28 protein-coding genes are annotated in these 23,179 nt (G+C 62.1%); 11 read left to right on the top strand and 17 right to left on the bottom strand.

All coding sequences use genetic code 11. From position 1 onward, the window contains the following. Positions 1-2: 2 nt before the first annotated feature. The 14 genes from NKJ94_RS00220 to hisB all read right to left on the bottom strand — a co-directional run bounded on the left by NKJ94_RS00220 (position 3) and on the right by hisB (position 9,567). Positions 3-416: a hypothetical protein gene (locus NKJ94_RS00220; protein ID WP_352522401.1), complete on the bottom strand. Its 414-nt coding sequence runs from the start codon at positions 414-416 to the stop codon at positions 3-5. Then, positions 368-1,555 carry a hypothetical protein gene (locus NKJ94_RS00215; RefSeq protein ID WP_352522400.1) on the bottom strand — a complete coding sequence of 396 codons (1,188 nt, stop codon included), beginning with the start codon at positions 1,553-1,555 and terminating at the stop codon, positions 368-370. Before NKJ94_RS00215 ends, NKJ94_RS00220 begins: the two co-directional genes overlap by 49 nt. Beyond that, positions 1,552-1,965, bottom strand: coding sequence for a GtrA family protein (locus NKJ94_RS00210; protein WP_352522399.1), 414 nt, complete (start codon positions 1,963-1,965; stop codon positions 1,552-1,554). Before NKJ94_RS00210 ends, NKJ94_RS00215 begins: the two co-directional genes overlap by 4 nt. Before the next feature lie 7 nt (positions 1,966-1,972). Next, positions 1,973-2,743: a class I SAM-dependent methyltransferase gene (locus NKJ94_RS00205; RefSeq protein WP_352522398.1), complete on the bottom strand. Its 771-nt coding sequence runs from the start codon at positions 2,741-2,743 to the stop codon at positions 1,973-1,975. Continuing rightward, positions 2,743-3,750, bottom strand: a complete 1,008-nt coding sequence (locus NKJ94_RS00200; RefSeq protein WP_352522396.1) for a glycosyltransferase family 2 protein — start codon at positions 3,748-3,750, stop codon at positions 2,743-2,745. The genes NKJ94_RS00205 and NKJ94_RS00200 overlap by 1 nt, the downstream gene beginning before the upstream one ends. 76 nt (positions 3,751-3,826) lie before the next feature. Continuing rightward, positions 3,827-4,786 carry a type I pantothenate kinase gene (coaA, locus tag NKJ94_RS00195; RefSeq protein ID WP_352522394.1) on the bottom strand — a complete coding sequence of 320 codons (960 nt, stop codon included), beginning with the start codon at positions 4,784-4,786 and terminating at the stop codon, positions 3,827-3,829. A gap of 18 nt (positions 4,787-4,804) precedes the next feature. Beyond that, on the bottom strand, positions 4,805-5,131 hold the full coding sequence (locus NKJ94_RS00190; RefSeq protein ID WP_352522393.1) for a phosphoribosyl-ATP diphosphatase: 327 nt from the start codon (positions 5,129-5,131) through the stop codon (positions 4,805-4,807). A 36-nt stretch (positions 5,132-5,167) separates the two neighbouring features. Continuing rightward, a complete protein-coding gene (gene hisF / locus NKJ94_RS00185; RefSeq protein WP_352522752.1) occupies positions 5,168-5,962 on the bottom strand; it encodes an imidazole glycerol phosphate synthase subunit HisF in 795 nt (264 codons plus the stop codon). Further along, on the bottom strand, positions 5,959-6,795 hold the full coding sequence (locus NKJ94_RS00180) for an arginase family protein (RefSeq protein ID WP_352522392.1): 837 nt from the start codon (positions 6,793-6,795) through the stop codon (positions 5,959-5,961). Before NKJ94_RS00180 ends, hisF begins: the two co-directional genes overlap by 4 nt. Before the next feature lie 2 nt (positions 6,796-6,797). Then, a complete protein-coding gene (gene hisA, locus NKJ94_RS00175) occupies positions 6,798-7,541 on the bottom strand; it encodes a 1-(5-phosphoribosyl)-5-[(5-phosphoribosylamino)methylideneamino]imidazole-4-carboxamide isomerase (protein WP_352522391.1) in 744 nt (247 codons plus the stop codon). A 2-nt stretch (positions 7,542-7,543) separates the two neighbouring features. Next, a complete protein-coding gene (locus NKJ94_RS00170; protein WP_352522390.1) occupies positions 7,544-7,834 on the bottom strand; it encodes a DUF1330 domain-containing protein in 291 nt (96 codons plus the stop codon). A 3-nt stretch (positions 7,835-7,837) separates the two neighbouring features. After that, on the bottom strand, positions 7,838-8,488 hold the full coding sequence (gene hisH, locus NKJ94_RS00165; RefSeq protein ID WP_352522389.1) for an imidazole glycerol phosphate synthase subunit HisH: 651 nt from the start codon (positions 8,486-8,488) through the stop codon (positions 7,838-7,840). Between the two features lies 1 nt (position 8,489). After that, on the bottom strand, positions 8,490-8,963 hold the full coding sequence (locus NKJ94_RS00160; RefSeq protein ID WP_352522388.1) for a DUF2628 domain-containing protein: 474 nt from the start codon (positions 8,961-8,963) through the stop codon (positions 8,490-8,492). A 4-nt stretch (positions 8,964-8,967) separates the two neighbouring features. After that, positions 8,968-9,567, bottom strand: coding sequence for an imidazoleglycerol-phosphate dehydratase HisB (gene hisB / locus NKJ94_RS00155; protein ID WP_352522387.1), 600 nt, complete (start codon positions 9,565-9,567; stop codon positions 8,968-8,970). 225 nt (positions 9,568-9,792) lie between these two features. Here hisB and hslV point away from each other — a divergent pair, with 225 nt between their 5' ends. From hslV to NKJ94_RS00130, 5 genes are all read left to right on the top strand, one after another. After that, entirely contained in the window at positions 9,793-10,344 is a 552-nt protein-coding gene (gene hslV / locus NKJ94_RS00150) for an ATP-dependent protease subunit HslV (protein WP_352522386.1), read from the top strand. Further along, positions 10,334-10,891: a GNAT family N-acetyltransferase gene (locus NKJ94_RS00145; protein WP_352522385.1), complete on the top strand. Its 558-nt coding sequence runs from the start codon at positions 10,334-10,336 to the stop codon at positions 10,889-10,891. Before hslV ends, NKJ94_RS00145 begins: the two co-directional genes overlap by 11 nt. Positions 10,892-10,895: 4 nt before the next feature. Continuing rightward, a complete protein-coding gene (locus NKJ94_RS00140; RefSeq protein WP_352522384.1) occupies positions 10,896-11,492 on the top strand; it encodes a DUF2585 domain-containing protein in 597 nt (198 codons plus the stop codon). A 4-nt stretch (positions 11,493-11,496) separates the two neighbouring features. Continuing rightward, complete coding sequence (hslU, locus tag NKJ94_RS00135) at positions 11,497-12,810, top strand: ATP-dependent protease ATPase subunit HslU (protein ID WP_352522383.1); 1,314 nt, start codon at positions 11,497-11,499, stop codon at positions 12,808-12,810. Between the two features lie 184 nt (positions 12,811-12,994). Further along, a complete protein-coding gene (locus NKJ94_RS00130; RefSeq protein WP_352522382.1) occupies positions 12,995-13,954 on the top strand; it encodes a DUF1402 family protein in 960 nt (319 codons plus the stop codon). A gap of 34 nt (positions 13,955-13,988) precedes the next feature. On the opposite strand, the gene NKJ94_RS00125 is transcribed toward NKJ94_RS00130, so the two are convergent. Genes NKJ94_RS00125 through NKJ94_RS00115 form a run of 3 tightly spaced genes read right to left on the bottom strand, consistent with a single transcriptional unit; the run spans position 13,989 to position 16,711 of the window. Beyond that, positions 13,989-15,218, bottom strand: a complete 1,230-nt coding sequence (locus NKJ94_RS00125) for an NAD(P)/FAD-dependent oxidoreductase (RefSeq protein WP_352522381.1) — start codon at positions 15,216-15,218, stop codon at positions 13,989-13,991. A gap of 5 nt (positions 15,219-15,223) precedes the next feature. After that, a complete protein-coding gene (locus tag NKJ94_RS00120; RefSeq protein WP_352522380.1) occupies positions 15,224-15,538 on the bottom strand; it encodes a MocE family 2Fe-2S type ferredoxin in 315 nt (104 codons plus the stop codon). Between the two features lie 42 nt (positions 15,539-15,580). Further along, positions 15,581-16,711 (bottom strand): fatty acid desaturase family protein, encoded by a 1,131-nt coding sequence (locus NKJ94_RS00115; RefSeq protein WP_352522379.1) that lies wholly within the window; start codon positions 16,709-16,711, stop codon positions 15,581-15,583. A 134-nt stretch (positions 16,712-16,845) separates the two neighbouring features. Here NKJ94_RS00115 and NKJ94_RS00110 point away from each other — a divergent pair, with 134 nt between their 5' ends. The 6 genes from NKJ94_RS00110 to NKJ94_RS00085 all read left to right on the top strand — a co-directional run bounded on the left by NKJ94_RS00110 (position 16,846) and on the right by NKJ94_RS00085 (position 22,981). After that, on the top strand, positions 16,846-17,877 hold the full coding sequence (locus NKJ94_RS00110) for a LacI family DNA-binding transcriptional regulator (protein WP_352522377.1): 1,032 nt from the start codon (positions 16,846-16,848) through the stop codon (positions 17,875-17,877). 311 nt (positions 17,878-18,188) lie between these two features. Beyond that, a complete protein-coding gene (locus NKJ94_RS00105; RefSeq protein WP_352522376.1) occupies positions 18,189-19,130 on the top strand; it encodes a sugar ABC transporter substrate-binding protein in 942 nt (313 codons plus the stop codon). Between the two features lie 117 nt (positions 19,131-19,247). Further along, positions 19,248-20,324 carry an ABC transporter permease gene (locus NKJ94_RS00100; protein WP_292655972.1) on the top strand — a complete coding sequence of 359 codons (1,077 nt, stop codon included), beginning with the start codon at positions 19,248-19,250 and terminating at the stop codon, positions 20,322-20,324. Positions 20,325-20,326: 2 nt separating this feature from the next. Next, positions 20,327-21,094 carry an ATP-binding cassette domain-containing protein gene (locus NKJ94_RS00095; RefSeq protein WP_352522375.1) on the top strand — a complete coding sequence of 256 codons (768 nt, stop codon included), beginning with the start codon at positions 20,327-20,329 and terminating at the stop codon, positions 21,092-21,094. Between the two features lie 67 nt (positions 21,095-21,161). After that, complete coding sequence (gene iolG / locus NKJ94_RS00090; RefSeq protein ID WP_352522374.1) at positions 21,162-22,163, top strand: inositol 2-dehydrogenase; 1,002 nt, start codon at positions 21,162-21,164, stop codon at positions 22,161-22,163. Between the two features lie 23 nt (positions 22,164-22,186). Continuing rightward, positions 22,187-22,981 carry an SDR family oxidoreductase gene (locus NKJ94_RS00085; RefSeq protein ID WP_352522373.1) on the top strand — a complete coding sequence of 265 codons (795 nt, stop codon included), beginning with the start codon at positions 22,187-22,189 and terminating at the stop codon, positions 22,979-22,981. The last annotated feature ends 198 nt before the right edge of the window (positions 22,982-23,179 follow it).

Genomic DNA, 23,179 nt, shown 5'->3' with positions numbered 1-23,179 from the left:
GGCTAGGGGCTGGGGCGAACATAATCGTTACGCAGGTAGATGCGTAGGCGCTTGTCTTCGGCGAGCACGCGGTAGCGGGCCAGAATGGCGTCGAAGCCAAAACGCTCGATCAACTGGCGTGTCCAAGGGCCGTCATCCTGGAAGATGATGACATCGGGTCGCAGTCGCTCAAATTCTTCACGTTTGCTTTCGGCATAGCGCACCATGATGGCTTGGTAACGCGCCGCCTCGCTGGCATCGCCGGAGAGAGCCGCCCGCCGCGACAGATCGAGCGAATACGCTCCGAGCCAATCGCTGACATGCGTCGAAACGAACTGCCCGTCGACCATGCGGCTCAGCGGATGTCCGGCGGAAAGATCCGGGCTGATCAATGCAACGGTTGGTCGATCGGTTGCGGCGCGAATGGCATCAGCCAACACGTAGTCCGTTTGCTCGACGGTCGAGTACGGCAAGAAAGCGGCCGCAACCCCCACCAGCACCAAGGCCCGCGGAGGAACCCCGATACGAGAGAGCAGCCATACCGGTTGCCGCTCGCTTCTCGGCAAAGGCAAAGAATGGTCGCTATGGCGTAAAAAATCGTGGGATAGGCGTGATAGGTCCAGCCTTTGGCCTGGTAGAACAGCGGGAACAAGCCGGCAATCGACGCTGCTAGCGCTACAGCCGCCAGTTCTGGAAAACGCCCAGTCGGCCACAACCACCAGATCAGCAACGGGAGACACCAGCAGGTTATACCGTAGCACGCCACAATCGGCAGAAAGATGCGCTCTTGAGCATAAACGTCCGCCAGCTGCGGATAGACGTCGCGCAGGAATTCCGGATAGATCAGGGTGACCGCTGCCAGGTAGGCGATGCAAACGCCGCCGATCACCCAGTGTTCCAGGGCGAACACCGGTCTTAGGCTGCGCCGATGCGCTGCAACGAGCAGCGCCGGCGCCAGCACCATGATCGCATAATAAGGCTTGATCAGCAGGAGCGCCCCGCCAGAAAGGCCGGCCAGCCCGGCGAGACCTGAGCTTGGTTGCGTGCTTGCCTCTTTTCGCGCCCGCCAGGCATGCAGCGCCAGCAGCGGCATGAACAGCGCGATGCCGATGTGCTCGCGCTCACTGAAGACGTTGCCCGGGAAGATGACCAGCATCGCGTAGAAGGCCGGGCCCAGCGCAAACAGCAAGGGCGTTTCCGTGAACCCGGCGCGTTTGATGATGGCGCCGGAGAATAAAAGCCCGATCAATGCGGCCAGGTATGTCCAAGCCTGAACCAGGATTTCGGGAGCAACCCCCAGCATCCTGGCCGCAGCCACCGGCGGCATATAGAGCCATACACTGAATGGCGGGTTGGTCTCGTGGATTTGCGAGTAAAGCCGCTCACCGGAGAGCATACGCTCGCAGACAGTGGTCAGCCAACTCGTATCCGGAATGGTTCCCCAGCGCATCTGCCAAGCGATTGAGAGGACCGTGATTGCAGCGAAGGCAAAAACACTGCGGCTGGAAACCAGCGATTCTGCCAAATCCTGGCTGCGCCACCGACTCCAGGCGCCGACGTCATCCGAGACGCTCATGATGCTGCCGGCATCTTTGGACCCGGGGCAAACACCCATCGATCGAGGATGAAGTAATTGATTGCCGGCACGGCGACACAGATGATGGCGATCGGCAACACTGGTCGCGTGCCAAGGCAATCGACCAAGACCAGGGGCAACAACCAGGAAAAACCAATGCCCAGCGCAGTCAGGAGGAAAAACCGGGGTGCCTCAAACGCATGCGTCCCCGGCGATACAAAAGTCACATATTTGTGGCCGAGATAGGAAAAGATCGCAGCGATGATGTAGGCGGCAACCGAAGCCAGTGCAGCCGGCAGGACGGGACCCGGAAGCGCGGACAGCAAGAAAGCGCAAACGGCATAGATCAGCGTCGATGCAATGCCAATCAGCGCGAAGCGCGATAGTCGACGATACGAGCCAGTGCCCATTACGCGGTCAAGCTGCCAATTTCTCGTCGAGGCGACCGGTTTCGACGGCGCCCTTGCTGCGGAACACCGCCAGCAGCGAAACACCGAAGGGCAGACTTGCGTTTGGTATGATGCGGCCCTCAGCCGAAAACACAGCCTTCATCGCCGCATTCAGCGGTTTCGGCGGCGTTGCATGGCCGGCTGGCAAGGTTGGCGTACGCAACCTGTCTAGCAGTCGTGCCAGTGCCGCTACAGGAAAGAGCGCGGCATTTGTATAGCTCAGCCGGTCGATGGTGAAGCCAGCCTTCTCAATTCGTTCACGCAGCAGGCTGCGTGAATAGCGCCGCATATGATGCAACCCCACGTCATGCGTGCTCCACAACCACTGGTGTGCGGGCACCGTAAGGACGACGCTGCCGCCTGGTTTCAGCATTTGGCGGATCGCGGCCAGCGAAGCCTCGTCTTCGGCGACATGTTCCAGCACGTCGAACAGGCAGACGAGGTCGCAGCTTTGCGGCGCGACAGGAATGTTGTCCGGCAGGTGTCCGGCAAGGAAGTCGCGGCCGGTCTTTTCCCGGGCGATCCGGCGCGCGAGATCGCTCATCTCGACCGCCGTCACGGCGCCGAACTGCTCGAGCATCCGGATGTTGCCGCCGGTGCCGGCGCCGATCTCGACGATGCGCGCCTTTTCGGGCAGGCCGATGCTGCGAATGACCGCCTCGGCGATGGCACGCCGCCCGCAGAACCACCAATGCTCGTCTTCCGTGGCGGCCATCTGCCGGTAGGCGTCGAGCTCCATCAGTCCATTCCCTCATATTTGCGGCGCACGATGTAGATCGGACGCTGCTTGATCTCGGCGTAGACCCTGCCGAGGTACTGTCCGATGATGCCGATACCGAGCAACTGGATGCCGCCAAGGAAAAGAACACTGACCAGCAGCGAAGCGTAGCCGGGCACATCAACGCCAAAGATCATTGTCTTGGCGATAATCAGCAGGCCGTAGAGGAACGACAGCACGGAAATCATCGCGCCGACATAGGTCCAGATTTCAAGCGGAGCGGTGGAGAAGCTGGTGATGCCTTCCAGCGCGAAGTTCCACAGCTTCCAGCCGGAGAATTTCGACTGGCCGGCGATGCGCTGATCGCGGACGTATTCGACCGTTGCAGTGCGAAACCCGACCCAGGCGAACAAGCCCTTCATGAAACGACGGCGTTCGGGCAAGGAGCGCAGCGCTTCGATGACCTGACGGTCGATCAGCCGGAAGTCGCCGACATCGTGTGGGATCTTCTGCTGCGCGATCCAGTTGTGAACGCGGTAGAACATCGAGGCGGAGCGCTGCTTGAGAAAACTGTCGCTCGACCGATTGGCTCGCTTGGCGAGAACGACCTCGAAACCCTCGCGCCACTTTTCCACAAGCAGCGGAATGACATGCGGCGGATCCTGCATATCGACATCCATGGGGATCGCTGCATCGGCATCGCAGCTGTCGAGGCCGGCGGTCATCGCGGCTTCCTTGCCGAAATTGCGTGAAAGGTCGATTACGCGGATGCGTGGATCGGCCTCTTGGGCTTCGATCAGCTTTTCGAGTGTTCTATCGCTGCTGCCGTCGTTGACGAAGATGAACTCGAGGGCAACGCCTTTATTCTTCAGCGGAGCGGTGCTTTCGCACACGGCCTTCAGAAATGGAGCAATCGCGCCTTCCTCATTGTGGACCGGTACGATCAGAGCAATCGTGGCGGTCCCGCTGCCCGGACGTGCGACGCGGCCAGATGCCGGCCGATCAATATTAAGGAATGGCGCATTCATTGTTTGCCGAGCCCGCAGATCAGGCCCGACAATAGGAAGACTGGGTTAAGATGACTTTAAGGAATGCCTCGGGATTTCACAGTTTTCGGAGCGCCACTTCCTCGACCAGATGGTTGGCGCCCTTGCGCAGGATGAGATCGGCTCGGGCGCGCGTCGGCAATATATTCTCGCGCAGATTCTTCAGATTGATGTTGGCCCACAGGCCCTCGGCGATGGCGCGGGCCGCATCCTCGGAAAGTTGCGAATAGCGGTGGAAGAAGGAGGCCGGGTCGCGGAAGGCGGTTTCGCGCAGCCGCATGAAGCGGGCAATATACCAGTGATGGATCAGCTCTTCTTCCGCATCGATATAGATGGCGAAGTCAAAGAAATCCGATAGAAAAGGCACGATCTTGCCGTCCTTGGGCAAGTTGCCCGGCTGCAGGACATTGATGCCTTCGAAGATCAGGATGTCCGGCCGGTCGATGGTCTGGAACTCGCCCGGGATAACGTCATAGGTCAGGTGCGAATAGACCGGCGCGCGGACGTTGCGCTGCGCCGATTTGATGCCGGACAGGAAGCGCAGCAGCGCGCCGACATCGTAGCTGTCGGGAAAGCCCTTGCGCTCCATCAGGTTGTTGCGGCGCAGGACCTCGTTCGGCAACAGGAAACCGTCGGTGGTGACCAGGTCGACCTTGGGGCTCGACGGCCAGCGCGCCAGCAGCTCCTTTAGGACGCGCGCCGTGGTGGATTTGCCGACGGCGACGGAACCGGCAACACCGATGATGAACGGTGTCTTGGCCACGTCCAGCGCGTTGAAGAAGGCCTGGCGCTGCCTGAACAGGAGTTGACTGGCTTCGACATGAGCCGACAACAGCCGTGACATCGAAAGGTAGATGCGCTCGACCTCATGGAGATCGACCGGATCATTCAGCGACCGCAGACGATGGATCTCGTCTTCGGTGAGCGTCATCGGCGTATCGGCGCGGAACCGCGACCATTGCTCGGCCGAGAAGAACCGATAGGGTGAATACTTCTCGGTAGGAGCGAGCTGGTCCATCGAGTTCCTCCGCAGCGATCAGCCCCGGTCCAGCCGAGACGCCTTTTCGGCGACGCCCGAACGACCGGTGCGGTGTTCGAGCTCCTTGAGCACATCGCTCAGCGGAATGCCCGCTATGCCGAGAACGACAAGCCAATGATAGATGAGATCGGCGCTCTCCGAAACAAGCGCGTCCCGGTCGGCGCTGACGGCTGCGATCACCGTTTCGACCGCCTCTTCGCCGAGTTTCTGCGCCGCCTTGCCTATGCCGCGCTGAAAGAGCTTGGCCGTCCACGAATCCGGATCGCCGGAACGTGCGCGTTCGCCAATGATCTTCTCCAGATCGGAGAGCGAGAACTCAGTCATGACGCCGTTTACAGCCTCTTCTTAGCCGGAAAGGCTCTAGGACCGATTACCCGGCGAGTCCAGCCGCATCGGCAGTCCGGCTCGAGCCATATGCATCTTGGCTTCGGCGATGCTGTAGGTGCCGAAATGGAAGATCGAGGCTGCCAGCACCGCGCCTGCATGGCCGTCGCGAATGCCTTCGACCATGTGATCGAGCGTGCCGACGCCACCGGAAGCGATGACGGGCACGCGTACGGCGTCGGCGACCGCGCGGGTAAGCGCTATGTCGTAGCCGGCCTTGGTGCCGTCGCGGTCCATCGACGTCAACAGGATCTCGCCGGCGCCGAGATCGACGATCCGCCGAGCGAACTCGACGGCATCGATGCCGGTCTTCTCGCGGCCGCCATGGGTGAAGATCTCCCAGCGATCAGCCTCGCCCGCAGCGGACACTTTCTTGGCATCGATAGCGACGACGATGCACTGGTTGCCGAATTTGTCGGCTGCTTCGGCGACAAAATTAGGGGTCTTCACCGCCGCGGTGTTGATCGACACCTTGTCGGCGCCGGCGAGAAGCAGCTTCCTGATGTCGGCGACCTGACGGACGCCACCGCCGACGGTCAGCGGCATGAAACATTGTTCGGCCGTCCGGGCGATGACATCGAAGATGGTCTCGCGGTTTTCCGACGAGGCGGTGATGTCGAGAAAGCAGAGCTCGTCGGCGCCGGCCGCGTCATAGGCCTTTGCCGCTTCGACGGGATCACCGGCATCGACCAGGTCGACGAAATTGACGCCCTTGACGACGCGACCGTTCTTGACGTCGAGACAGGGGATGACGCGGGCTTTCAGCATCAGATTCTCTCGATCGCCGCAAGAAAATCGACAAGCAGTTGGCCGATGACGGGCGGAATCTCGGCCTGGGAATCAAAGGCAGGGTCGTAGGCCGAGAGCGTCACGCCGACGATCGGGATGGACCTGGCCAGCCCGCAGGCAAGTTGCCGCAGCTGTTCCGGGCTCGGACCGCCTGGATGCATGTAGCGGTTCACCTGCAGCACATCCGGATCGAGGACGTCCAGGTCCAGATGCAAATGTGCCCGGGCAGCCCCTGCCGCTGTGAGCTTTCCGACTATATCGAGTGCACCGGCACATTCGGTGCGCACGATCGGCAAAGGTTCCAGCAGGCGCTTTTCGTCGGGATCGAGGTCGCGGGCATCGACCAGCATGCAGCGCACCGGGTCTATCGGCCGGAATCCCGGAATCGCTGCTGTCATCGGACGCCAGCAGAGCCCGAGTGTCGCCGCCAGCGCCATGCCGTCGAGAAAGCCGTAGGCGGACGTCTCCGGCGTGTTGAGATCGCCATGCTGATCGATCCAGATGATCGTATCAGCCGCTTCACCGGCCACCGCACCGGCGGCGGTCAGGCAATTTCCAGCAAGGACAATGGGGAAGCGTCCTCCGTCGCCGGCGAGGCCGACCTTGGCCGCGACGGCGTTGCAGACGGCGAAGCCGGTTGCGATTTCGCGCCCCTGCTCGTCTCCCACCTTGCCGATATCTTCGACGGCGACGTCGTGGCGAGCCATGGTCAGGGCTTCGACGAGCCCACCGGCGATGATGGCGTCCGGCCCCTGGCCGCACCCTTCATGATGGTGCCCGCTGTCATAGGGGGCGAGGATAATCGAGACTTTCATGATCACGCCCCTGCCATCGGCTTGCCGCGCAGGATTGCCAGCGCCTCGGCCGGGTCGATGCGGCCGTCGTAGAGCGCGCGGCCCGAGATCGCGCCTTCGAGCTTCCGCGCATCGGGCATGGTCATGCGCACGATGTCGGCGATCGAGGCAAGCCCGCCCGAGGCGATGACCGGAATCGAAACCGCCTCAGTGAGATCGATGGTGGCGTCCCAGTTGATGCCGGTCAGCACCCCGTCGCGATCGATGTCGGTGTAGATGATGGCGGCGACGCCGGCGCCTTCGAATTTCTTCGCCAGTTCGACGACGCCGAGGCTCGAGGCCTCGGCCCAGCCTTCGACTGCGACCTTGCCGCCCTTGGCGTCGATGCCGACGGCGATCTTGCCCGGGAATGCCTTGCAGGCCTGCCTGACCAGATCCGGATCGCGCACGGCCACTGTGCCGAGGATGATACGGGCCAGCCCGCGGTCGAGCCAGTCCTCGATCTGCGCCAGGGTGCGGATGCCGCCGCCGAGCTGCACCGGGTTGCTGGTCGCCTTGAGAATGGCGCCGACAGCTGCGCTGTTGACGCTCTGGCCCTTGAAGGCGCCGTTGAGGTCGACCACGTGCAGCCATTCGAAGCCCTGCTCTTCGAAGGCGCGCGCCTGAGCGGCGGGATCGTCATTGTAGATCGTCGCAGTCGCCATGTCGCCATGCTTGAGGCGCACGCATTTGCCGTCCTTGAGGTCTATCGCCGGAAACAGGATCACCTTCAGGCGCCTTCGACGATGACAAAGTGGCCGGTCGAGCCGGCGAGCCTGTACTTCAAGGCCTCCTGGTATTCAGGCGAGCCGTAGCATTCCATCGCCTTCTCGTAGGATTCGAATTCCACCAGCACATGGCGATTGCCTGTCGGCCCTTCCGGGCTGGTATGCCGCCCGGCTCGCACCGGGAATTTCGCGCCGTATTTCGCGAAAGCCGCGGCGTTGGCCTCGATATACTGCTTGTAGATCTCGGGATCGCGGACGTCGACCATCGCCATCCAATAGCCCTTCTTGCTCATGATTCAGGGCCTCCATTGCAGGAAGTTGGTGATCAAAGCGAGACCGAGTGCCTGGCTCTTCTCGGGGTGGAATTGCGTTCCGGCGAGATTGCCGCGCGCGACAGCGGCCGTCACCGGGCCACCATAGTCGGCAACCGCCAGCACCTCATCCTCCTTCTGCGCATCGAGATGGTAGGAGTGGACGAAATAGGCGTGCAGTCCCTTCCCGCCCGTCGCAATGCCGGAAAACAATGGGTGCTTGCGCCTGAGATCGAGCGTGTTCCAGCCGATCTGCGGGATCTTCAGCGCCGGATCGGCCGGCGTGATCTCCTTGACGTCGCCGGCGATCCAGCCAAAGCCCTTTGTAACGGTCTTTTCCAATCCTCGCTCCGACATCAGCTGCATGCCGACGCAGATACCGAGGAACGGCCGCGCCTTGGCGATCGCCACCTCCTCCACTGCCTCCCACATGCCGGCAACCGCATGCAGTCCAGCGGCGCAATCGGCATAGGCGCCGACGCCCGGCAGGACGATGCGGTCGGCGGTCCTGACCCGCTCGGCATCGGCGGTGAGCTCGATCGCGGCGGCGATGCCGGCTTCATGCGCGGCGCGCTCGAAGGCCTTGGTGGCCGAGCGCAGATTGCCCGACCCGTAATCGATGATCGCGACCCGCATCTCAGGGCTTTCCCGGAATATGGGTCAATCCCAGCGCCATACCCATCTGCGCCGGCCGGGCAAGTGCTGCGTCCGGGACGATGCGCTGCGCAGGGGCCTGTGCATTCGAATCCGCATCGGCTTCCAATGCATAGCGGATGTCGGCATCGTCGAGCCTGTCGGCCTCGACGACGCCCCACTCATGCCAGCCGCGGCGGCGAAGGGCTGCAATCCGCAGGCCCTGTCCTTCCAGCCCGACATAGAGCGAGACAAGCAGCGACAAAAGCGAGCCGGCGGTTTCTAGGCCCAGCCTTTCGCCAAGCATCGAAAGCAGGCCCATGGCGACAAAGGCCAATGCCGCCTCGACCCACAGCCGATGCCAAGCCAGCCAGAGCGGCGGCACCAGCAAGCCGAGCCAGGCAAAACCGTCGCGGACAAAGGTAGCGTCCGCTCTTCCGTTGCGGCCCGGCGGCTCCATCACGACATAGATGGCCATGGCGCTACCCTTTCAAGGATCCCTTGGTGGAGGGAACCGCGTCCGGCTGGCGCGGGTCGCGCTCAAGCGCCAAACGCAGCGCACGCGCCACGGCCTTGAAGCAGGTCTCGGCGATATGGTGGTTGTTGGCACCATAATGATTGGTGATATGCAGCGTGATTCCGGCATTCTGCGCCAGTGCGTGGAAGAATTCGCGCACCAGCTCGGTGTCGAAGGTGCCGATCTTCGGCGACGAGAACGAAACATTCCAGACCAGAAAAGGGCGGCCGGAGACGTCGATCGCCGCCCGCGTCAGCGTCTCGTCCATGGCGAGATCGATCGAACCATAGCGCATGATGCCGCGCCGCTCGCCCAGCGCCTTGGCCAGCGCCTGGCCGAGCGCGATGCCAGTATCCTCGACCGTGTGGTGGTCGTCTATGTGCAGGTCGCCCTTGGCCTTCACCGTCATGTCGATCAGCGAATGGCGCGACAACTGGTCCAGCATATGGTCGAAGAAGCCGACGCCCGTCGAAATGTCGGATTTGCCCGAGCCGTCGACCTGAACCGACACGGAGATATCGGTTTCCTTGGTCTTGCGGCTTATCTCGGCGGAACGGGGCGCCATGACCTCATCCTTGTCTCAGGTTTGCACGGTTCAGGCGTTCACATGCCTGAAAACGAAAGCCTTCTAGCAGCATGACCCGGCGATTGCCAGTTACCGCTGCGGAGCGATATCAGACCCTGCGGATGGCCGGTTTGCAATCATCCGGCCTATGCATACATATGGCCGATCAAGTCACTCGTAACGCGCCAATCGCCTTGATGGGATCGGTGCTGATCGGAGCAGAAAATGTCGAATGAACTGACCATGCATGCCACGACCATCCTGACCGTGCGCAAGGGCGGCAAAGTGGTGATCGCCGGCGACGGCCAGGTCAGCCTCGGCCAGACCATCATGAAGGGCAACGCCAAGAAGGTGCGCCGCATCGGCAAGGGCGGCAACGTCATCGCCGGTTTCGCCGGCGCCACCGCCGATGCCTTCACGCTGCTGGAGCGGCTCGAAGCCAAGCTCGAACAATATCCCGACCAGCTGACGCGCGCTTGCGTCGAGCTCGCCAAGGACTGGCGCACCGACCGCTATCTGCGCCGACTGGAAGCAATGATGCTGGTTGCCGACAAGTCGGTCTCGCTGGCGCTGACCGGCACCGGCGACGTGCTGGAACCCGAATTTGGCGTCATGGCGATCGGCTCGGGCGGCAATTACGCGTTGGCCGCAGCACGCGCCCTGATGGATACCGACAAGGACGCCGAGGGGATCGCCCGCAAGGCGATGCAGATCGCGTCCGACATTTGCGTTTACACCAACAACAGCTTCGTCGTCGAAACGCTCGATGCCGCCTGAGCGGAGTCTCCGCTATGATTTTCGGCCGGTGACCGAGAAGGACCTGCCGATGATCGCCGGCTGGCTTGCCGAGCCGCATGTCGCCGAGTGGTGGGACGATCCAGGGACCGAGATTGCAGAGATCCGCGGGCATATCGACAGCATTTCGGTCGAGCCGCTTATTGTCGAGCTCGACGGCAAACCCATCGGCTATCTGCAGAGTTACGATCCGCATCTTGAGGACGGCCATCCCTATAGCGACCAGCCGTTCGGCACGCTCGGCATCGATTTGTCGATCGGCGTGCCGGAGCTTGTCGGGATCGGTCACGGCTCGACGATCGTCCGGCAGTTCGTCGAGCAGCTTTTCGAGGAAGGTGCGCCGCGCGTCATCATCGACCCGGACCCTGCCAATGCACGGGCTATCCGTGCCTATGAAAAGGCCGGTTTCAGGGCTATCGATCGCAGGAAGTCGGAATATGGCGATGCCGTGCTGATGGCGATTGATGCCCACGAGGGTGACGCCGAACAGGGTGATGCCGAAGTGGGCGACGCAGAAGAGGGGCAATAGCAGCATGAGCGTATCCAGCGACAAAACCGTCTCGGCCTATGAAGACAGTTGGCGAATGGGGCTTCTGCTGGTTCTCGGCCTGGTCATCTTCCAGGCCGGGGCCCTTTACGGCATGGGGCGGACGCCGATTTGCACCTGCGGTTATGTCAAGCTGTGGCATGGCATCGTGCAGAGTTCGGAGAATTCCCAGCATATTTCCGACTGGTACAGCTTCTCGCACATCATTCACGGCTTCCTGTTCTATGCGCTGGCATGGTTCCTTTTCCCGCGCTCGCCGATCGGGCTCAGGCTGGCCTTTGCGGTCGTCATCGAGGGCGGCTGGGAGCTGCTCGAGAACAGCCCTTTCATCATCGACCGCTACCGCGCCGGCACGATCTCGCTCGACTATTATGGCGACAGCATTATCAATTCGGTGTCGGACACGCTGGCCATGGTGCTGGGGTTTGTCATGGCGCGAAGGCTCCCTATATGGGTGATCGTAATCCTCGCCCTCATCTTCGAATTCGGTGTCGGCTATCTCATCCGGGACAATCTGACACTCAACGTGATCATGCTGCTGCATCCGTTCGAGTCCATTCGGCAGTGGCAAAGTGGAATTTAGTGACATGAGCACATTCTCTCCCCGCGAAATCGTTTCGGAACTCGACCGCTTCATCATCGGCCAGAAAGACGCCAAGCGTGCCGTGGCGATTGCCTTGCGCAACCGCTGGCGCCGCCAGCAGCTCGAAGGCCAGATGCGCGAAGAGGTGATGCCGAAGAACATCCTGATGATCGGCCCGACCGGTGTCGGCAAGACCGAGATTTCGCGCCGCCTGGCGCGCCTTGCCGGTGCGCCTTTCGTCAAGGTCGAAGCCACCAAGTTCACCGAGGTCGGCTATGTCGGCCGCGATGTCGAGCAGATCATCCGCGACCTGGTCGAGATCGCCATCGGGCTGGTGCGCGAGAAGATGCGCGAGGACGTCAAGGCGCGTGCTCACATCAACGCCGAAGAACGGGTACTCGAAGCGCTCGTCGGCAAGACAGCGAGCCCGGCCACCCGCGACAGTTTCCGCAAGAAGCTGCGCGACGGCGAGCTCGACGACAAGGAGATCGAGGTCGAAGTGGCCGATACCGGCAATGGCGGCATGCCCGGCTTCGAGATTCCCGGCATGCCGGGCGCCAATATCGGCGTGCTCAACATCAACGACATGCTGTCGAAGGCGATGGGCGGCAAGAAAACCAAGATGCGCAAGACGACCGTCAAGGAGTCCTACGGGCTGTTGATCGGCGACGAGTCCGACAAGCTGCTCGATCAGGACGAGGTGGTGCGCAGGGCACTCGAATCGACCGAGAACGACGGCATCGTCTTCCTCGATGAGATCGACAAGATTGCCTCGCGTGAAGGCGGCATCGGTGCCGGTGTTTCGCGCGAGGGCGTGCAGCGCGACCTGCTGCCGCTGGTCGAAGGCACCACGGTTGCGACCAAATACGGGCCGGTGAAGACCGATCACATCCTGTTCATCGCTTCGGGTGCATTCCACGTCGCCAAGCCATCCGACCTGCTGCCCGAATTGCAGGGCCGCCTGCCGATCCGCGTCGAGCTGCGGGCGCTGGAGAAGGACGATTTCGTCCGCATCCTCACCGAGACTGAAGCGAGCCTGATCAAGCAGTACATCGCGCTGATGAAGACCGAGGGCGTCGACCTGGTCTTCACTGATGACGCGATCGACTCGTTGGCCGGCATCGCCGTTGACCTCAACGCAAGCGTCGAGAACATCGGCGCCAGGCGGCTGCAGACGGTGATGGAGCGGGTGCTGGACGAGATCTCCTATGACGCACCGGACCGCAACGGCACCTCGGTGACCATCGATGCCGCCTATGTGGAGAAGCATGTCGGCGACCTCTCCAGAAACACGGATTTGTCGCGTTTCATCCTGTAGGAGACGCTTCATCCTCAAAGAGGCCGGGGAACTGCTCCCGGTCTCCGCCAAATTCAGCCCGGCATCCCCGATGTGTGGCTAAATGGAAGCATCCGGCGAGCTTTCGTCCCGTCGGGTGCAGGCGTCTCTCGACTCCCGTTGGAGCATTACCTAGTTTGCCCGGCGATTATTTGGGCGGCGGCACATGAAAAAACTGATCCTCGTCATTCTCGGGCTGACGCTGGCGGCAGCCATGTTCGCCGCGCAAGCGGCAACGATGGTGCCGCCGGGCAACCGCAACACCGAGCAGCCCGACATACCGGGCGCTTCGAGCCGGCGCACCCAGGCGACCAACACCACCTTCCAGGCGAAATACCGCAAGGTCTTTGCGCTGCTCCAGAACGATGCCGAACTGCGCGGCAAGATCAAGCAGGCAGCCGCGGCCTATGGCATCGACCCGATGCATATCGTCGGCGCCATCGTCGGCGAGCACACCTACAATGTCGATGCCTACGACCGGCTGCAGACCTACTACGTCAAGGCGATCTCGTATCTGTCGAGCAAGCTCTCCTTCGCCTATGACGGCCAAGACATCACCGATTTCGTGCAACGGCCGGAATTTGCCAAGTGCGCCGGCAAATCGGACAGTTACGAGCTCTGGGAATGCCGCGAGCAGGTGTGGAACCGTTCCTTTCGCGGCAAGACCGTCGATGGCACCAGCTTTCCCAACGACCGCTTCGGCGCGACTTTCTTCCAGCCCTATTATGCCGGCCAGACTTTTGGCCTTGGCCAGCTCAATCCGCTGACGGCACTGCAGATGAGCGATCTCGTGCACAAGGTTTCCGGCCTGCCGGAGCTCGACGTCGGCGACCCGAATGCGGTCTACAAGACCATCATGGATCCGGACCTGACCCTGCCTTATGTCGCGGCAACGATCCGGAAGTCGATCGACGCCTATAAAACCATTGCCGGCTTCGACATCTCGGGCAATCCCGGCATCACGTCGACGCTCTACAATGTCGGCAATCCGGAACAGCGTGCCTATGCGCTGAAGGCCGAGAACGACAAGCGCCGCGCTGCGGGCGAGCCGGAAAAGCTGCCTGAGGAAAATTACTATGGCTGGCTGGTCAACGACAAGTTGCCGGAGCTGAAGGCGCTGTTTTAGCCGAGCCCATTCGGCCAATTATCCCCCCGGCAGCTCAAGCCGCCAGCAGCGATTTCAGTTTGACGGTCTGCGAGCCTAGCGCTTCCGGCGCTGGCTTTGCCCGCTTTGCAATCAGCATCTCGGCCAGCCTTATGTCGCGCGCGACCGCATTGCCGGGGCCGATGCCACTTGCCGCAACCAGCCTGCCGTCCTCGGCGAGATGGAACAGGATGAACGCGCCGTCGCCGAGGTCGCGGCGCACGATGCTGCGGCCTTCGTCCGACAGGCCGGCGATCTGCAAGGTCAGGCCGTACTGATCCGACCAGAACCACGGAACCGCCGCGTGGGCCTCGCCGGCGCCAAGCATGTTCCTGGCGGCAAGCGCACCCTGCTCCTGCGCATTGCGCCAGGCTTCGAGCCGCACGCGCCGGCCGCCATAGATGGCGAGCGGAAACGAGCAGCAGTCGCCGGCGGCAAAGATGTCCGGGTCGCCGGTGCGAAGCGCGGCGTCGACGGCGATACCATTGTCGATGGTCAGCCCCGCCTCCGCGGCAAGTCCGGTCACCGGCACGGCGCCGATGCCGATCACGGCAAGATCAGCGACAATGCCCTGCCCGCTGGCAAGCGCCATGCGCACTTCGGCGCCATCATCAGCGATGGCGGCGATGCCCTCGCCGCACAGGATTTTCACGCCTTCGGCCTCGTGCGCCGCGTGAATGATTTGCGCAATCTCGGCCGGCACGCCGCGCATCAAGATGCGCGGCTGCGCCTCGATGACGGTGACCGCCGCACCCAGTCTGCGCGCCGCCGCGGCGAGCTCGAGCCCAATGAAGCCACCGCCAATGATGGCGACGCGATTTCCGGCGCTGAGATGAGCACGAATAGCCAGCGCATCGTTGAAGGTCCGGAGATAGACGCAGCGCCCGCCAAGACCCGGCATCGGCAATTTGCGCGGCACCGACCCAGTGGCCAGCAAGAGCCTGTCGTAAGGCAGGACCGAGCCGTCCGACAGGCGCACGGTATGCGCAGCACGGTCGATCGCGACCGCCCGAACTGAATGGATGTGCCTGATCGACCGCTCGGCAAAGATCTCGTCACTGGCGATTGCCGTGATCACCGGCGCTTCGGCAACCATCGCGTTCTTCGACAGCGGCGGCCGCTCATAGGGCAGATGCGGCTCGTCGCCGACCAGCGTCACCGGGCCATTATAGCCGAGATCGCGCAGCGCGAGCGCTGCCCGCCCGCCGCATTCGCCGGCGCCGATGATGACTATTCCTTTCGCCATCACCGTCACCCAATCTGGATCAGAACTTTGCCGGCATCGACCTTGACCGGATAGGTCCTTAGATCGACACAGACCGGCGCGCCCCTGGCAGCCCCAGTCTTGTAGTTGAAGCGGCCATTGTGCTTCGGGCACTCGATGATGTTGTCCATCACGAGCCCGTCGGCCAGATGCACCTTCTCATGGGTGCAAAGGCCGTCGGTGGCGAAATAGCCGTCGTCGGGGCTGCGATAGACCGCAAAGGTGCGGCCGCCATGATCGAACCGCATCACGTCCTCTTCGTCGATGTCCCCGGCGTCACAGGCCTCGATCCAGTCGCTCATTTCTCCCTCCCGGCAGATTTTTTGGCCCGGCATGGGCTTGGCTCATTCGGCTGCCGCGGCGGCAGCAGCGTTGTCGTTGTGGAAGTCCTCGCGATAGGGCCTCGCCGTCGGCGGCAGTTCACGCTTGATGAAATAGTCTTCATTGCGCAGCTGCCGCAGGAAGGCCGGTATCATCTCGCGGTAGCCGGCCAGGATAGACGGTGTCGGCGCCGGCAGATCGTGCTTGATCAGCTCATGCAGCCTGGGCAGCGCATGATAGGGCACCATCGGGAACATGTGATGCTCGACATGGTAGTTCATGTTCCAGTAGATGAAACGGCTCACCGGGTTCATGTAGACCGTGCGGCTGTTGAGCCGGTGATCGGTGACGTTTTCAGCCAGGCCGCCATGCTGCAGCAGGCCGACCATCACATGGTGCCATGCGCCGTAAAGCCTGGGCAGCCCGACCAGCATCAGCGGCAGGAACGAGCCCGTGTAGAGCGCCAGCGCGATAGTCGCGGCATAGATCGCCGTCCAGATGCGGGCAATGCGGATGGCCTTCGGCTGCTCCTGCTCGGGAATGAAGGTTCTTTCGGCCGGGCTGATGATGCCGGCTGCATTGCGCAGCATGTCGCTCATCGCATGCCAGGCGTCGAGAATGCCGACGAAGTTGAGCACGACGCGCAGTAGATCGGGCGGACGCATCACCGAGATCTCCGGATCGCGGCCGACGATGATGGTATCGGTATGGTGGCGCGTGTGGCTCCAGCGCCAGGTTACCGGGTTGCGCATGATCATGAAGCAGGCGATCTGATAGACCACGTCGTTCATCCACTGCGTCCTGAAAGCGGTGCCGTGGCCGCATTCGTGCCAGCGGGAATCGGTGGAGGAACCGTAGAGGACGCCGTAGATGAAGAAGAACGGCACGCACCACCAGCTGCCCCAGAACCAGGCGCCGCCGGCGCCGCTCAGGACCAGGGCGCCGAGCCAGATGATGGTATCGCGGATCGCCGGACCGTCGGAGCGCTGCATCAGCTCCTTCATCTGCTTGCGCGACACGTCGGTGTGGTACCACTCGGCCGCCGTCAGCCCGCTCTCGACGGCGAGTTTCGCGTCGCGGCCGATCAGGCTGTAGTCACGCCGGGACGCTGCTACAGAGGTAATGTTCCCGGTTCGGAGTCCAATGTCCACCATGGCGGAGGCCTCGATTAGGTTTCTGCCATACTAAAATAACGCTTGGGCTTGATAGGCTCAATATCACAAAGATAGTTTCTATCATTTTCCATCAGAATGGTGTAAAAGGGGCCGGATAGTGGAGTAAGGCAGCGATGGCGAAACGGCCGACGATCACCGACCTGGCACGCATTTCGGGGGTCAGCGTTGCCACCGTCGACCGGGTGCTGAACAACCGCTTGCCGGTGCGCGAGGAAACCGCGCGCCGCGTTTATGAAGCGGCGACCAGCATCGGCTATCACGCAGCCGGGCTGATCAAGCAGCGGATGCGCCATGAATTGCCCGAATACCGGCTCGGGTTCCTGCTGTTGAGGCGGGAGGACGTCTTCTACAGCGAATTCGCCCGCGAGCTTGAGCTGGCGGTGTCGCAGTCGCCGCGCTTTCGCGGCGTAGCGACCATCGACTTCGCCGCTTCGCTGGCGCCGGACGAGATCGTCGAGCGAATGCGCAAGCTGGCCGCAAAATCCAGGGCTGTCGCCCTGGTCGGACCTGATCACCCGACACTGACGGTCGCCGTCGAGGCTCTCAAAGCCAAGGATGTGCCGGTATTTTCCCTGCTTTCCGACTTCGCGTCCGGCATTCGCGAGGGCTATGTCGGCCTCGACAATCGAAAGGTCGGCCGCACCGCTGCCTGGATGATCTCGAAGGCCGCGAAGAAACCGGGCAAAGTCGCGCTCTTCGTCGGCAGCCATCGCTTCCATGGTCACGAGCTCCGCGAGATCGGCTTTAGATCCTTCTTTCGCGAGCAGGCGCCAGAATTCACCATACTCGAGACGCTGGTCAATCTGGAAGCGAACCAGATCACGCATGATGCAATGATCGAGCTTCTGGCCCGCCATCCTGATCTCGCCGGTTGCTATGTCGCCGGCGGCGGCATGGAAGGCGCGATCTCGGCGCTGAGGGAAGCGATGCCGGCAGAGATGCCGGCGGTCGTCTGCAACGAGATCACGCCTGACTCCCGTGCGGCGCTGGCGGATAACATCCTGACCATGGTGATCTCGACACCACTGGCGGCGCTTTGCCGGGAGCTTGTAGCGCTGATGGCGCATGCCATCGAGACCGGTGCCGCGAATGCGCCGGGTCAGACCTTTCTGCCCTTCGACATTTATCTACCGGAAAACATCTGAGGTCGCGGCCATTGCCGCTGCATGATGTAATCTATCAGGACGGCTTTCAGGCCTGGCTTGCCTGAGCGTTCGTCTAAAAGAGCTCGAAATGCCGAAAATCCATTCCTCACGGCGAAATCTCGCTTGACGCCCTCACGCGAAATGGAATAAATATTTCACTAACTGAGCATTTTGGTTCTTTCGTTCCGGAACACCTGTTTCAGGCAAAATGCCTTCCGGAACTGAAGCGGGCAATCGGGAGAGATTCCCTGGGAGATCGGGGATTCCGGGTAGATCGGTGCAGCCGGACACCAATGTGGAGGAGACATAAAATGAAGAAACTGCTTTTGGGCGTCGCGTTTACGGCGCTGATGAGTTCGTCCGCTCTCGCTGCCAAGATCGGCGTGTCGATGGCGTTGTTCGACGACAATTTTCTCACCGTGCTGCGCAACGGCATGATCGAGCAGGCCAAGGGCATGGACGGCGTTGAGCTGCAGGTGGAGGACGCGCAGAACGACGTCGCCAAGCAACTTGACCAGATCAAGAATTTTGCCGCCTCGGGCGTCGACGCCATCATCGTCAACCCGGTCGACACCTCGGCCACCCAGGCGATGTCGGACGCAGCCGCCGCGGCCAAAATTCCGCTGGTCTATGTCAACCGCGAGCCGGTCAACGTCGACACGCTGCCCGACAACCAGGCCTTCGTCGCCTCGAACGAAGCCGATTCCGGCACGCTCGAGACCAAGGAGGTCTGCCGCCTGTTCAAGGAGGCCGGCAAGAAAGAGGCCAATGTCTACGTGATCATGGGCGAGCTGTCGAACCAGGCAGCGGTGCAGCGCACCAAGGACATTGACGACGTGATCGCCACTCCGGACTGCAGCTTCATCAAGATCATCGACAAGCAGACATCGAACTGGAAGCGCGAAGAAGCGCAAAACCTGATGACCAACTGGCTGTCGACCGGCAAGCCGTTCGACGGCGTCATCGCCAACAATGACGAAAGCGCCATCGGCGCCATCCAGGCGATGAAAGCTGCCAACATCGATATGAAGTCGGTTGTCGTCGGTGGCGTCGACGCTACCCAGGACGCGCTTGCAGCGATGCAGGCTGGCGATCTCGATGCAACCGTGTTCCAGGACGCGGCCGGCCAGGGTGCCGGCGCGCTTGACGCAGCGCTCAAGCTAGCGAAGGGCGAGAAGGTCGAGCACAAGGTCTACATCCCCTTCCAGCTGGTCACGCCGGCGAATATCGACAAGTTCCTGAAGAAGAACTGAGGCCGCGGACCCATTCGAAACGGAGCGGCGCGCCAAAATAAGACAGCGCCGCTCCTCCTTTCCCTCTCGGCCTGAAGAGCGGCCGAGTGGAGACCGTGGCTGACGGAGGAAGCACGATTGGCACAGACATCTCACGGCGTCGGCGGGCTCAGCTATGATGCGAAGCGGCGCGCATGGCCGGCCGAATTCAACGTCTTCCTGGCGCTCGTCATCCTGGTCGGCGCTTTCGAGCTGATCGGCCGGGTTTTCCTTGGCGACAGCTTCCTGTTCAATACCCGCGACAATATCGATGCAATCTTCAATGAGGCACGCCTGCAGATCATCATCCTGCAGGTGTCGATCGTCGGCATCATTGCCATCGGCGTGACGCAGGTGATCATTACCGGCGGCATCGATCTGTCCTCGGGTTCGATCGTCGGCGCCACGGCGATGATAGCCATGAGCTTCGCCCAGGTGGCGACGGTCAATGGCAACCCGAATCCCAAGGCAATGTTCATCGCCCAAGGCTGGACCGATCTGCCGGTAATCGTTCCGGTGCTGGTCGCGATCGGCTGCGGTCTGCTGGCCGGCCTGGTCAACGGTGCATTGATCGCCTACACCCGCATTCCGCCGTTCATCGCCACGCTCGGCATGATGGTCACCGCGCGGGGCATCGCCAAATGGTGGTCGAAGGGCCAGCCGATCTCGTTTCCGACCGAGAGTTTCGCCGCCATCGGCAAGGGGCTGATGCCCGTCATCATTTTCATATCCCTGGCAGTGCTGTTCCAGCTGATCCTGAGCTACACCAAATATGGCAAGCACTGTTATGCCATCGGCTCCAATGAGGATGCCGCGCGCATGTCCGGCATTAACATCGCCAACCACAAGATCCTCGTCTACGTCATTGCGGGCGTCCTCGCCGCGCTCGCCGCCGTGGTGCTGAGCTCCAAGAATCTCACCGCCCAGGCCGGCATGGGGGTGATGTATGAACTCGACGCGATCGCCATGGCGGTGATCGGCGGCGTCTCGCTGTCGGGCGGCCGCGGCTCGATCATCGGGACGGTGATCGGCTCGCTGATCTTCGGCGTCATCATTTCCGGCTTCACCTTTTTGCGCCTCGACGCCTATTACCAGGAGATGGTCAAGGGCGTGATCATCGTCGGCGCAGTCGTTCTCGACCAGTGGCGCCAACGCTTGCGGGCAATGAGGGCTTGATCATGTCGGACATCGTCCTGAAGACCGAAAACCTGACCAAGTATTATGGCGGCGTCCATGCGCTGGAAGGTGCGAACTTCGAACTGCGTAAGGGCGAGCATGTCGCCATTATGGGCGACAATGGCGCCGGCAAATCGACCTTCGTACGCCAGATTACCGGCGTCGAGCAGCGCACCAGCGGCAAGATGTGGTTCGACGGCAAGGAAGTAAATTTTGCCGGCCCTATCGAAGCGCGCGAGGCGGGCATCGAGACGGTGTTCCAGAATCTGGCGCTGGCCGACGATCTCGACGTGCCGTCGAACCTGTTCCTCGGCCGCGAAAAGGTGCTGTTCAATCTCGGGCCCTTCTCGATCCTCGATCGCAAGTTCATGCGCAAGGCGACCGAGGCCGCCTTGGTCCGGACCGCGGTCAAGATCCCCAACCTTTCCAACACCATCCGCCACATGTCGGGCGGCCAGCGCCAGTGCGTGGCGATCGCCAGAACCGCGACCTTTGCTTCCAAGCTCATCATCATGGACGAGCCGACGGCGGCACTCGGCGTGCAGGAAACGATGCAGGTCGAAAACATCATCCGCACGCTGAAGGAAAATGGCGAACCGCTGATCCTGATCTCTCACAACATGCGCCAGGTGTTCGATTTGGTCGACCGCATCGTCGTCTTCCGGCGCGGCCGCATCGTCGCCAATTTGCGCAAGCAGGACACCGACGGCAACGATATCGTCTCCTATATCACCGGCGCCAAGACCGGGCAGGCGGAACTTGCGGCCTAAAGGCCAACGCCGGGCCACAGGCGCCGACACGCCTTCCCTTCCGAACCATCCTCAAAGGAAAATCTTCATGCCTCTTCGCTTTGCTCTTCTCGGTGCCGGCCGTATCGGCAAGGTCCACGCCCGTGCGGTCGGCTCCAATCCGCAGGCCAGGCTGGTTGCGGTTGCCGACGCCTTCGAGAAGGCGGCGACCGATCTGGCCACAGCCTATGGCGCCGAAGTGCGCAGCATCGACGCCATCGAGAAGGCCGGGGATATCGACGCGGTCGTCATCTGCACGCCGACCGACACCCATGCCGATCTGATCGAGCGCTTCGCCAAGGCGGGCAAGGCGATCTTCTGCGAGAAGCCGATCGACCTCGATGCCGGCAGGGTGGAAGAATGCCTGGCCGTCGTCGACAAGGCCGGCGCGACCTTGATGGTAGGCTTCAACCGCCGCTTCGATCCGCATTTTGCCGCCGTGCGCAAGGCGATCGACCACGGCGCCATCGGCACCGTCGAGATGGTGACCATCACCTCGCGCGATCCCGGTCCGCCGCCGCTCGACTATATCGGCCGCTCCGGCGGCATCTTCCGCGACATGACCATTCATGATTTCGACATGGCGCGCTTCCTGCTTGGCGAGGAGCCGGTGGCAGTCAGCGCGCATGCTTCGGTGCTGGTCGACAAGAAGATCGGCGAGGCCGGCGATTTCGACAGCGTCAGCGTCATCCTCGAAACCGCCTCCGGCAAGCAGTGCGTCATCTCCAACTCGCGCCGCGCCACCTATGGCTACGACCAGCGCATCGAGGTGCATGGCTCGAAAGGCATGATTGCGGCCGAGAACCAGCGGCCGGTGTCGATCGAACTGGCCAATGAAAAAGGCTATACGCGGCCGCCGCTGCACGACTTTTTCATGACCCGCTACCTCGACGCCTATGCCAACGAGATCGCTGCCTTCATCGCCGCGGCGACGACAGGCAACAAGGCGGCGCCGAGCGGCAAGGACGGGCTGGTGGCACTGAGGCTGGCGGATGCGGCGCTGAAATCGGCCAAGGAAGGCAAGACCATTCGCCTCGACAAGAGCCACTGAACATCAAGCACAGGAGCAAGGCGATGAACGGTTCCGCCGGTCGCAATTCCGAAACACGCGCCATCGTCACCGGCGGCGCGCAAGGCATCGGCTTCGCCGTCGCCGAGGCGCTGGCCGATGAGGGCTGCCGGGCGCTGGCGCTGATCGGCCGCTCCCAGCAGAAAGGCGACAAGGCTGTCGCCGCTCTCAAGCGGGCAGGCGTCGACGCCATCTTCATCAGTGCCGACGTCTCAGAGGTGGCCGACTGCAAGCGCGCCGTCGAAACGGCGATCGCCCATTTCGGCACCGTCAACGCGCTGGTCAACGCCGCCGCCACTTCGGCCCGTGGCTCGCTGGTCGAGACCTCCCAAGACCTCTTCGACCAGATATTCCAGACCAATGTGCGCGGCCCGTTTTTCCTGATGCAAGGCGTGGTGGCGCATTTGCTGGCGCGCAAGGCGCCGGGCTCGATCGTCAACGTACTGTCGATGTCGGCGCATTGCGGCCAGTCGTTCCTGGCGCCCTATTCGTCGAGCAAGGGGGCGCTGGCGACGCTGACCAAGAATGTCGCCAATGCCTATCGCGGCAGCCGCATCCGCTGCAACGCGGTGCTGCCCGGCTGGATGGACACCGAGGGCGAGGCGATCGTGCAGAAGAAATGGCATGACGCGCCAGACGACTGGCTGGAAAAGGCCGAAGCCGCGCAGCCGATGGGCCAATTGGTGAAGCCGGCGCAGCTTGCCCGGCTGATCAGCTATATGATCAGCCCGCAGTCCGGCGTCATGACCGGGTCGCTTGTCGATTACGACCAGAGCGTCGCCGGGTCGTCGCCTGAGTAGCATCAGTTGAAAACGTCGGGGCCTCAGGTCCGGTGTGCATTGTGCAACCCCGCCAACTCGACCTGAACGTCGGCCAGCTCTTGCTTCCAGTAGGCAATATCCTCCGGCGTAGCTGGCGTCCCGAAGGCGTTGGCCTCGTAGGCGCTCAACATAGCTTTGGCTGATCTTAGGCGTGCGTCTGCCGCCGCTCGCAGCAGC

Origin of the sequence: Mesorhizobium sp. M0060 (assembly GCF_040323155.1) — a bacterium.
Classification (GTDB): Bacteria; Pseudomonadota; Alphaproteobacteria; order Rhizobiales; family Rhizobiaceae; genus Mesorhizobium.
This window is presented reverse-complemented; position numbering and strand designations above follow the sequence as displayed.

Excerpts from the sequence above, each read along its gene's own strand:
- NKJ94_RS00130 (WP_352522382.1), top strand. The coding sequence starts at position 12,995 with ATGAAAAAACTGATCCTCGTCATTCTCGGGCTGACGCTGGCGGCAGCC.
- NKJ94_RS00210 (WP_352522399.1), bottom strand. The coding sequence starts at position 1,965 with ATGGGCACTGGCTCGTATCGTCGACTATCGCGCTTCGCGCTGATTGGC.
- hslV (WP_352522386.1), top strand. The coding sequence starts at position 9,793 with ATGTCGAATGAACTGACCATGCATGCCACGACCATCCTGACCGTGCGC.
- NKJ94_RS00180 (WP_352522392.1), bottom strand. The coding sequence starts at position 6,795 with ATGAAAGTCTCGATTATCCTCGCCCCCTATGACAGCGGGCACCATCAT.
- NKJ94_RS00145 (WP_352522385.1), top strand. The coding sequence starts at position 10,334 with ATGCCGCCTGAGCGGAGTCTCCGCTATGATTTTCGGCCGGTGACCGAG.
- NKJ94_RS00110 (WP_352522377.1), top strand. The coding sequence starts at position 16,846 with ATGGCGAAACGGCCGACGATCACCGACCTGGCACGCATTTCGGGGGTC.
- NKJ94_RS00170 (WP_352522390.1), bottom strand. The coding sequence starts at position 7,834 with ATGAGCAAGAAGGGCTATTGGATGGCGATGGTCGACGTCCGCGATCCC.
- NKJ94_RS00140 (WP_352522384.1), top strand. The coding sequence starts at position 10,896 with ATGAGCGTATCCAGCGACAAAACCGTCTCGGCCTATGAAGACAGTTGG.
- NKJ94_RS00205 (WP_352522398.1), bottom strand. The coding sequence starts at position 2,743 with ATGGAGCTCGACGCCTACCGGCAGATGGCCGCCACGGAAGACGAGCAT.
- NKJ94_RS00115 (WP_352522379.1), bottom strand. The coding sequence starts at position 16,711 with ATGGTGGACATTGGACTCCGAACCGGGAACATTACCTCTGTAGCAGCG.
- hslU (WP_352522383.1), top strand. The coding sequence starts at position 11,497 with ATGAGCACATTCTCTCCCCGCGAAATCGTTTCGGAACTCGACCGCTTC.
- NKJ94_RS00200 (WP_352522396.1), bottom strand. The coding sequence starts at position 3,750 with ATGAATGCGCCATTCCTTAATATTGATCGGCCGGCATCTGGCCGCGTC.
- hisH (WP_352522389.1), bottom strand. The coding sequence starts at position 8,488 with ATGCGGGTCGCGATCATCGATTACGGGTCGGGCAATCTGCGCTCGGCC.
- iolG (WP_352522374.1), top strand. The coding sequence starts at position 21,162 with ATGCCTCTTCGCTTTGCTCTTCTCGGTGCCGGCCGTATCGGCAAGGTC.
- coaA (WP_352522394.1), bottom strand. The coding sequence starts at position 4,786 with ATGGACCAGCTCGCTCCTACCGAGAAGTATTCACCCTATCGGTTCTTC.
- NKJ94_RS00105 (WP_352522376.1), top strand. The coding sequence starts at position 18,189 with ATGAAGAAACTGCTTTTGGGCGTCGCGTTTACGGCGCTGATGAGTTCG.
- NKJ94_RS00160 (WP_352522388.1), bottom strand. The coding sequence starts at position 8,963 with ATGGCCATCTATGTCGTGATGGAGCCGCCGGGCCGCAACGGAAGAGCG.
- hisB (WP_352522387.1), bottom strand. The coding sequence starts at position 9,567 with ATGGCGCCCCGTTCCGCCGAGATAAGCCGCAAGACCAAGGAAACCGAT.
- NKJ94_RS00120 (WP_352522380.1), bottom strand. The coding sequence starts at position 15,538 with ATGAGCGACTGGATCGAGGCCTGTGACGCCGGGGACATCGACGAAGAG.
- NKJ94_RS00190 (WP_352522393.1), bottom strand. The coding sequence starts at position 5,131 with ATGACTGAGTTCTCGCTCTCCGATCTGGAGAAGATCATTGGCGAACGC.
- NKJ94_RS00095 (WP_352522375.1), top strand. The coding sequence starts at position 20,327 with ATGTCGGACATCGTCCTGAAGACCGAAAACCTGACCAAGTATTATGGC.
- NKJ94_RS00215 (WP_352522400.1), bottom strand. The coding sequence starts at position 1,555 with ATGAGCGTCTCGGATGACGTCGGCGCCTGGAGTCGGTGGCGCAGCCAG.
- NKJ94_RS00125 (WP_352522381.1), bottom strand. The coding sequence starts at position 15,218 with ATGGCGAAAGGAATAGTCATCATCGGCGCCGGCGAATGCGGCGGGCGG.
- NKJ94_RS00085 (WP_352522373.1), top strand. The coding sequence starts at position 22,187 with ATGAACGGTTCCGCCGGTCGCAATTCCGAAACACGCGCCATCGTCACC.